Here is a 7,972-nt window from a genome sequence, read left to right as displayed (position 1 = left end):
ATGCCACACCTTGAAGATGTGCCCAAACCGAACCTTCATGTCGCCGCGAGAGTGGAAGAGCTTCTGCGCGAGCAGCTGGAGGAGCGGGGCGTCAACCCCCGCAACCTGGCCCCGGAAGACATAGCGGCGGGCATGACCTGCCACCTTGCGCCCGACGGCAGCATGACCTACTTCTGGAAGGAAGAGCCCCTGCTGTACGTCACGCCGGAAAAGCGTGAAAAAGACGGGGAACATTCCGTGTACTGGCGCATGTTCACCAAAGACGACATGCCCCCATCCTCCGACCCATCCTGAGGCAGCCATGAACATTCTCGATACCATAGGGCATACGCCGCTTGTTTTTCTGGACGCCGTTTCCGCATCTCTTCCGGCAAAAATCCATATCAAGTACGAAGCCCGCAATCCCGGCGGATCCGTCAAGGACAGGGCGGCGGCGGGCTATCTTCGCGCGGCGCTCGCCTCTGGAGAACTCGCCTCCGGAGGGACCGTGGTGGAGGCCACGAGCGGCAACCTCGGCATAGGGCTTGCCGTGGCATGCGGTAAAATGGGCCTCACGCTCATGCTCGCCGTTCCCGCCTCGGCAAGCCGGGAACGCGTGGCACTCCTGCGCGCCATGGGTGCAAAAGTGATCCTCACCCCGGCGGAGCAGGGCATGCAGGGCGCACAGGACAAAGTGGAAGAACTTCTCGCCACGCTGCCCGGAGCGTTCCGGCCCGACCAGTTCAGCAATCCCGTGGGGCCGCGCGTGCATTACGAAAGCACTGGCGCGGAAATCCTCGAAGACTGTGCAAAGGAAGGGTTCTCGCCCAGCGCCTTCGTGGCCGGGGTGGGATCCGGTGCGACGCTTATAGGTGTGAGCCGCCGACTCAAAGAAGCCGATCCTTCTATTTTCTGCGCCGCGGTGGAGCCTGCCGAATCTCCGGTACTCTCCCAGGGGCGCAGCGGCGCGCACGGCATACAGGGCATAGGTGCGAATTTCGTACCCACCGTGTTCGACCGCTCCCTTGTCGACGATATCCTCACCGTAAGCACGGAGGACGCCATGGAAACGGCCCGCATGCTCATGGCGAAGGAATCGCTGAGCTGCGGCATCACCTCCGGCGCCAATGTGCGCGCGGCCATGGCACTTGCCCTCCGACCGGAATTCGCGGGCAAACATATCGTCACCATCGCGCCGGACACCGGCGAACGCTATCTTTCCACTCCCCTCTTTTCCAAGGACTGAGCGCCCATGACTCCCTGCCCTACGCCCGACAAAGAAATCACCCTGTCCCGCATGCATGACCTCGACGAGGTGACAGATGCCCTCTGCCGCCCGGAATCCCTCTCTTCCGTGCTGAACGCCAAGGATTGCTCCACCCCCCTGCCCTCGTATGACACGCTGAAGGAAATGATGGAGCGCCTGAAGGCGGTGCTCTTCCCCGGCTACTTCGGCCCCTCGCAGGTGCACCGCGAGTCGCTGCGCTATCACCTTGCCGCCAATCTTGATTCCATTTTCCGCATGCTCAGCGAACAGATACGGCGCGGCGGCTGCTTTGCCTGCGCTGACTATGTGAACGACTGCCGGGGCTGCGAAGTAGCCTCCAAGGAAATGGCCATGAAATTCATGCGGCGCATCCCCGCCATACGCGACATGCTCGCCGAAGACGCCCGCGCCGCCTATGAAGGAGATCCTGCGGCCACGAGCCCCGGGGAGACCGTGTTCTGCTACCCCTCCATGCTCACCATGATCCATCACCGCATCGCCCATGAACTGTACGCCCTGAAAGTGCCCATCATCCCCCGCATCATCGGGGAAATGGCCCATTCCCGCACGGGGATAGACATACACCCCGGCGCGCAGATAGGCGAAAACTTCTTCATCGACCACGGCACCGGCGTCGTCATCGGCGAAACCTGTATCATCGGCAAGGGCTGTCGCCTCTATCAGGGCGTGACGCTCGGCGCTCTTTCCTTCTCCAAGAACGCCGACGGCACACTGGTCAAGGGCATACCGCGCCACCCCATCCTGGAAGATAATGTCACGGTATACGCCGGGGCCTCCATCCTCGGCCGCATCACCATAGGCAAAGGCTCCGTCATCGGCGGCAACGTATGGCTCACCCACAGCGTACCCGAAGGCAGCCGCATCGTGCAAAGCGGCGCGAAGGCTAGAACCGGCGAAGCCCTTACGGGCAAGTGCGAAAAGGTCTGAGGCTTCCGGCTGCTTCAAACGCACAGGCTTTGCCCGTATCGACACACATCCTGGGAAGCCCCTCCGGGGGCTTCCTTTTTTCTGCCATGTTTCCGTCATATTCTTCAGGCATAACAGGGAAAAGGAACGTATCCGAAAACGCTCCGCTGCCCGGCGGGCAGAACACAAGTACTGCCGTTCCGCGCTTCCCTCGCCATGCCGGGGCTCAAACCATAAGGAAACATGATGACGACAAGCACTCTTTCCCGCATCGCCGTGGCCGGAGGCGGAAGCTGGGGTACGGCGCTCGCCCATGTACTGGCCGTAGCCGGGCACGACACAACCCTCATTCTGCGCGATGAAAACGTGGCCCGCTGCATCAACGAACGGCACGAAAACCCGCGATATCTGCCGGGGGCTCCCCTTCATGCGGGCGTGAGGGCCACCACGGATATGTCCATGCTCGCACAGTGCGGCGCCCTCGTGCTTGCCGTCCCCTGCCAGCATCAGCGCCTCTGGCTCAGGAGCGCGGGAGCCTATCTTCCTCCAAACCTCACCATCGTGAACGCCTCCAAGGGCCTGGAAAACGGCACCTGCCTGCCCATGAGCCGTGTCCTGGAAGAGGAGCTTCCCCATCTCGCCACGCGCTATGCCGTGCTTTCCGGCCCCTCCTTTGCTGCGGAAGTCATGGCCGGCCAGCCCACCGCCGTGGTGCTGGGCTGCCGCGACGAAGCAAAGGGGAGCGAGCTGCGGGCGCTTTTTGCCACGCCTTTTTTCCGCTGCTACTCCAGCGCCGACGTGACGGGCGTGGAAATGGGCGGGGCGCTCAAGAATGTCATGGCCATAGCCGCCGGGGTATGCACGGGGCTGGGCTTTCAATACAATGCCGGCGCGGCGCTCATCACGCGGGGGCTTGCGGAGCTCAGCCGCCTGGGTGCGGCCATGGGCGCGACCCCCCTCACCTTCATGGGCCTTTCCGGCCTCGGCGACCTTGTCCTTACCTGCACAGGCCGCCTTTCCCGCAACCGTCAGGTAGGCGAACGGCTGGGAAGGGGAGAAAGCCTTGAAGAAATCGTCTCCAGCCTGGGCATGGTGGCCGAGGGAGTGAAAACCGCGGGCGCTGCCAGGGAACTTGCCGCACGCTTCCATATTTCCGCCCCGGTGACCGAAGCGGTATGCCGCATCCTTCACGAGGGTGCATCTCCTAAAGACGCCGTACGGGAACTCATGGAGCGCCCCCTCAAGGAGGAATAGCGACTCACATACTGCCGGAAGAGGCGTTCTTCAGCCTCGTGATGTTCCTGTGCGGCGGATCCCCGAAAAGACGCTTGTATTCGCGGTTGAACTGCGTGGGGCTTTCATAGCCCACGGCAAGCCCCGCGCTTGCCGCGTCAACCCTTTCGGAGAGCATGAGCCGCTGGGCTTCAAAAAGGCGCAGCCTTTTGTGGAACTGCAGAGGGCTCAGGCTAGTCACTTCCTTAAAATGACGGTGGAAGGTGGAGGTCGCCATATTCACGCGCCTTGCCAGTTCCTCCACCTGCAGAGGGGAACGATAATTGTCGCGCAGCCACATCACGGCCTGGGCTATCTGCGTACTCTGGGAACCGAGCGTATGAAAACGGCGCAGAAATTCCCCCTGCGGCCCCAGGAGCATACGGTAATAAATTTCCTTGACGATCATGGGCGCGAGCATGGGAATCTGCGCAGGCGTGTCCAGAAGATCCACCAGACGGGAAAAGGCATCGAGAACGGGCAGTTCCACCTTCTCCACGGAAACGCCGCGCAAAGAACTTCCATGGGCCGGAGCCGGAGCGGGCGGCACCTCCGCCGCGAGCCTGGTGAGAAGGAACCTGTCCACCTCCAGGGAAAGGCAGAGGAAAGGGGCCTCTTCCGTACCGTCCACCACATAAAAGGAACTCGGGACATCCACGCCCACCACCAGGCACTGGCCTTCACCGTAGACATATTCCTCCGTGCCGATGGTGGATTTCTTCCTGCCCTGAAGCATCACGCCTATGCAGGGCCTGTACAGGCTGTTCTCCAGGATATCGTTTGCAAGGCGGCGGGAAAGAGAAAGGCCGGGAATGTCCGTTGCCCGCGCGCCCGTCTCAGGCATGTGACGAAGGACCTTTTCCTTCAGGCTGCTGTTGATGCGCTCCCATTCTCCCATATCCGCCTCCCTGCCTGACTTTTCCGGGTATCTTCCCCTTTCCGGCAATCCTGTTTTCATCCTATGCCGGAACCGCATGTTTCCCCATATACATTTCCCTCTTTTTCTTGCCTGATCCTCTCACCTGTACCCTGAAAAGTCCATTTCGACAAACCCGGGCATTTCGTCTACAAAAAAACAGCGTTTCAATCTCAACAAGGTCCTTGCCGTGGAAACTTCCCTTGCCATCCTTCTTGTTCTGTGCCTGTTCTTCTTTCTTGCCGGTTTCGTGGACTCCGTGGCGGGAGGCGGAGGGCTTATTTCCACCCCTGCCATGCTGCTTTGCGGCATTTCCCCGCACGCGGCCCTCGGTACGGGCAAATTCGCCAGCACCTTGGGCTCCCTCACCTCGCTGTGGACCTTCGCAAGGAATCACCTCGTCGTCATGCGCATCGCCCCGGCGGGCTTTGCCTCCGCCTTTGCCGGAGGCATGGCGGGATCCGCTCTCGCGCTTCATGTCCCCGCCGACCTTCTGGGCAAGGTGCTCATTTTCCTTCTACCTGTAGGCATGGCCATATCCCTGTTCTCCGGTAGGCTCGTTTCCGAAGAAGGGGAGCTGCCGGAAAAAGGCCTCTGGGCAAGGGTCTTCCTCATGGGCTTTCTCATCGGCGCCTACGACGGCTTTTTCGGCCCGGGTACGGGAAGCTTCTTCATCATCGCCCAGCACCTTCTCCTGCGCATGGGCCTGGTGAAGGCCTCGGCCACGGCCAAGGTCTTCAACCTCGCCTCCAACGCCGGGGCCTTTGCCGTGTTCGCCACAGGCGGCGTCACGCTCTTCAGCCTGGGCGTCCCCCTCGCTGCGGCCAACATCGCCGGCAATCAGCTCGGGACGCGCCTCGCCATACGCATAGGCGCGCGCATGGTCAGAAATTTTCTCTATGTGACGCTTTCTTTACTGCTTTCCACCCTTGTCTATCGATTCTTCCTTTCTTAATATTCAAGTCGGAGCACAGCCCTGCCGCAAAACACGCGGACAGCAATCCTGGCGCGCCTTCTGCCTTTTGTTTCCAGAATAAGAATCATGCCTTTACCTTTACAACAATTTTCCATGAAAATTGCTCCGGCGGCCGATGATACGGAGTAAGTATTATTTACTTTTATGCAAATGCTCTGCCGGGCTTATCTTTCATGTTTCTATAGGTTCAAGAGTATCTTCATTTTTCTGAATGCAGCCGGTATGGCAGCATGTCTTAAACCTCTTACGCAGCATAAAGGATACGCATGCTCTTTATCGAGAAATGCAAGGAGGCCGTGATCTCGGTGGTTCCGGTGGTCATTCTGGTGCTCCTGCTTCATCTGACCGTTGCGCCGCTGGGCGACGCCCTGCCGAGATTCCTCGCAGGGGCCGTGCTGTTCATCATCGGCCTCGGGCTTTTCCTTGTGGGCGCGGATATCGGCGTCCTGCCCGTAGGCCAGAAGGTAGGCTCCACGCTTACCGGCAAAAGAAACCTCGCCCTCATGCTGGCCGTGGGTTTTGTGGTGGGCTTCATCATCACCGTGGCCGAACCCGACGTACAGGTACTTGCCGCACAGGTCACGGGGGTGGCCCCGGTCATCGCGCCCATGGCGCTTGTGTGCATCATTGCGGCGGGCGTGGGCTTCTTCGTGGCCGTGGCCATGGGGCGCATCATTTTCCAGCTCCCTCTCAAACTGCTGCTCTTCCTCTGCTACGGCGCGGTGTTTCTCTGCGCGTCCCTTGTGCCTGATCTCTTTCTGGGCATAGGCTTCGACGCGGGCGGAGCCACCACCGGCCCCATGACTGTGCCCTTCATCATGGCCCTCGGCGTAGGCGTGGCCGCTGTGCGCGGGGGCAGCCATGCCGGGGACGACAGCTTCGGTTTCGTGGGCCTTGCATCCGTGGGGCCCATCCTTGCCGTGCTCATGCTCGGCCTGTTCGCCTCCCCCGCCGTACCTGAGGCTTCTTCCGTCGCTCAGGCCGCACCGGAAGGGCTTCTCGCCCACTTCCTCCACCTCCTGCCGGAAGTCACGCATGAAGTATCCATGGCACTCGGCCCGCTGGCCGTGCTCTTCCTGCTCTTCCGCCTCTTCCTCATCCGGCTTTCCCGCAGGCAGACCCTGCGCATGGTCATGGGCCTTATGTATACCTTCTTCGGAGTCATCCTGTTCTTCCTCGGGGTAAAGGGGGGCTTCATGCCGGCGGGCGACATACTCGGCGCGCTGCTCTCCAGCCCGGAGAACCGCTTCCTGCTCATCCCCGTAGCTCTGGTGCTCGGAGCCGTGGTGGTGTGCGCGGAGCCCGCCGTATGGATTCTCACCGAACAGGTAGAGCAGGTCTCCGGTGGAGCCATACGCCGCAGGCTCATGCTCATCGCACTTTCCGCAGGCGTATCCCTCGCCGTAGGCATCGCCATGTACCGCGTGACTACGGGCGCAAGCCTGTGGTACTTCCTCATCCCGGGCTACGCGGCAGCCATGCTGCTCATGCGCCTCTGCCCGCGCATGTTCACAGCCATTGCCTTCGACTCCGGCGGCGTGGCCTCAGGCCCCATGGCCTCAACCTTCATCCTTGCCTTCATGCTGGGTGTATCCAAGGGCGTGGGCGGCAACCCCGCCGTGGACGCTTTCGGCTGCATCGCCATGATCGCCATGACGCCGCTCATCGCCATTCAGCTTCTGGGCATCGTTTTCAGCCGCAAGACGGGGGATCGTTCATGAACACCATTTCCAGCAAAAGCGCAGGCAAGCTGCTCATCACCGTCATAGAAAAACACAAGTGCGACGACGCCATGGCCGTGGCCAGAAAGGCCGGGGCCACGGGCGGCACCGTAGTGCTCGGGCGCGGCACGGCCGAGAGCAAATGGCTCCGCCTCCTGGGGCTGGACGACGTGGAAAAGGAGCTGCTCTACTGCATCCTGCCCTCGAACCTCGTGCAGCCCGTCATGCAGGCCCTCCGCGAGGCCCCGAGCCTTGCAAGGACAAGGGGCATCATGTTCACCCTCAACGTGCTCGATATTTTCCGCCACCACATCTCGGCGCCCGGCGCAGCCTTTTCCCATATTCAGGAGGAGCCCATGTCTGAAAAAAGCCCGGAACTTCCCGGCTACGAACTTCTCTCCGTCATCGTCAACAGCGGCAGCGCCGATCAGGTCATGGATGCGGCCCGCCGCGCCGGGGCCACGGGCGGCACCGTCATTCATGCGCGCGGCACGGCCCGCCCCGACGACGCCACCTTCTTCGGCATCACCATTGTCCCTGAAAAGGAACTGGTCATGATACTCAGCCCCCGGGGCGACAGTGAACGCATCATGGAAAGCATCAAGGCCGACTTCAAGGACGCCGAGCCGGGTTCCGGCATCGCCTTCCGCATGGACGTGGAAAGCTTTGAAACACTGGGGCCGAAAAAGAACAGGTAACAGCATGCGCCGACAAAAAAGGGGCCCCACCGGCATAGCCGGTGGTTCCTCTTATGCGCCTGTAAGGCTTTCTTACCAGCCGCGCCCTAGGCTCAGGACTCATTAATTGCCAAAAGGGTAAAAAGTTCTTATTGTCGGCATAGGGAGGATGCCATGAAGGAACTTTTTTATCTTTCTCATGAACAGATTGCTCGTATCAAACGCTACTTTCCTCGT

Annotated in this window: 7 protein-coding genes and 1 pseudogene; 7 read left to right on the top strand and 1 reads right to left on the bottom strand. The window is 60.9% G+C overall.

Going from position 1 to position 7,972, the window contains the following annotated elements:
• The 4 genes and pseudogenes from K8W16_RS00075 to K8W16_RS00060 all read left to right on the top strand — a co-directional run.
• A pseudogene (locus tag K8W16_RS00075) lies at positions 1-294 on the top strand (hypothetical protein); the annotation flags it as partial.
• Between the two features lie 7 nt (positions 295-301).
• Complete coding sequence (locus K8W16_RS00070; RefSeq protein WP_304120084.1) at positions 302-1,225, top strand: PLP-dependent cysteine synthase family protein; 924 nt, start codon at positions 302-304, stop codon at positions 1,223-1,225.
• A gap of 6 nt (positions 1,226-1,231) precedes the next feature.
• A complete protein-coding gene (gene epsC, locus K8W16_RS00065; RefSeq protein ID WP_304120083.1) occupies positions 1,232-2,194 on the top strand; it encodes a serine O-acetyltransferase EpsC in 963 nt (320 codons plus the stop codon).
• A gap of 222 nt (positions 2,195-2,416) precedes the next feature.
• Positions 2,417-3,427: an NAD(P)H-dependent glycerol-3-phosphate dehydrogenase gene (locus K8W16_RS00060; RefSeq protein ID WP_304120082.1), complete on the top strand. Its 1,011-nt coding sequence runs from the start codon at positions 2,417-2,419 to the stop codon at positions 3,425-3,427.
• 4 nt (positions 3,428-3,431) lie between these two features.
• On the opposite strand, the gene K8W16_RS00055 is transcribed toward K8W16_RS00060, so the two are convergent.
• Positions 3,432-4,343: an AraC family transcriptional regulator gene (locus K8W16_RS00055; RefSeq protein WP_304120081.1), complete on the bottom strand. Its 912-nt coding sequence runs from the start codon at positions 4,341-4,343 to the stop codon at positions 3,432-3,434.
• Between the two features lie 208 nt (positions 4,344-4,551).
• Here K8W16_RS00055 and K8W16_RS00050 point away from each other — a divergent pair, with 208 nt between their 5' ends.
• The 3 genes from K8W16_RS00050 (at position 4,552) to K8W16_RS00040 (ending at position 7,756) form a co-directional block, all read left to right on the top strand.
• Entirely contained in the window at positions 4,552-5,316 is a 765-nt protein-coding gene (locus tag K8W16_RS00050) for a TSUP family transporter (RefSeq protein WP_304120079.1), read from the top strand.
• 287 nt (positions 5,317-5,603) lie between these two features.
• Entirely contained in the window at positions 5,604-7,058 is a 1,455-nt protein-coding gene (locus K8W16_RS00045; protein WP_304120078.1) for a DUF1538 domain-containing protein, read from the top strand.
• Positions 7,055-7,756, top strand: coding sequence for a P-II family nitrogen regulator (locus tag K8W16_RS00040; RefSeq protein ID WP_304120077.1), 702 nt, complete (start codon positions 7,055-7,057; stop codon positions 7,754-7,756). Before K8W16_RS00045 ends, K8W16_RS00040 begins: the two co-directional genes overlap by 4 nt.
• The last annotated feature ends 216 nt before the right edge of the window (positions 7,757-7,972 follow it).

It is taken from the genome of Mailhella massiliensis (assembly GCF_020741395.1).
Classification (GTDB): Bacteria; Desulfobacterota; Desulfovibrionia; order Desulfovibrionales; family Desulfovibrionaceae; genus Mailhella; species Mailhella massiliensis_A.
This window is presented reverse-complemented; position numbering and strand designations above follow the sequence as displayed.

Coding starts and splice junctions, on each gene's coding strand:
- K8W16_RS00060 (WP_304120082.1), top strand. CDS start 2,417: ATGATGACGACAAGCACTCTTTCCCGCATCGCCGTGGCCGGAGGCGGA.
- K8W16_RS00070 (WP_304120084.1), top strand. CDS start 302: ATGAACATTCTCGATACCATAGGGCATACGCCGCTTGTTTTTCTGGAC.
- K8W16_RS00045 (WP_304120078.1), top strand. CDS start 5,604: ATGCTCTTTATCGAGAAATGCAAGGAGGCCGTGATCTCGGTGGTTCCG.
- K8W16_RS00055 (WP_304120081.1), bottom strand. CDS start 4,343: ATGGGAGAATGGGAGCGCATCAACAGCAGCCTGAAGGAAAAGGTCCTT.
- K8W16_RS00040 (WP_304120077.1), top strand. CDS start 7,055: ATGAACACCATTTCCAGCAAAAGCGCAGGCAAGCTGCTCATCACCGTC.
- epsC (WP_304120083.1), top strand. CDS start 1,232: ATGACTCCCTGCCCTACGCCCGACAAAGAAATCACCCTGTCCCGCATG.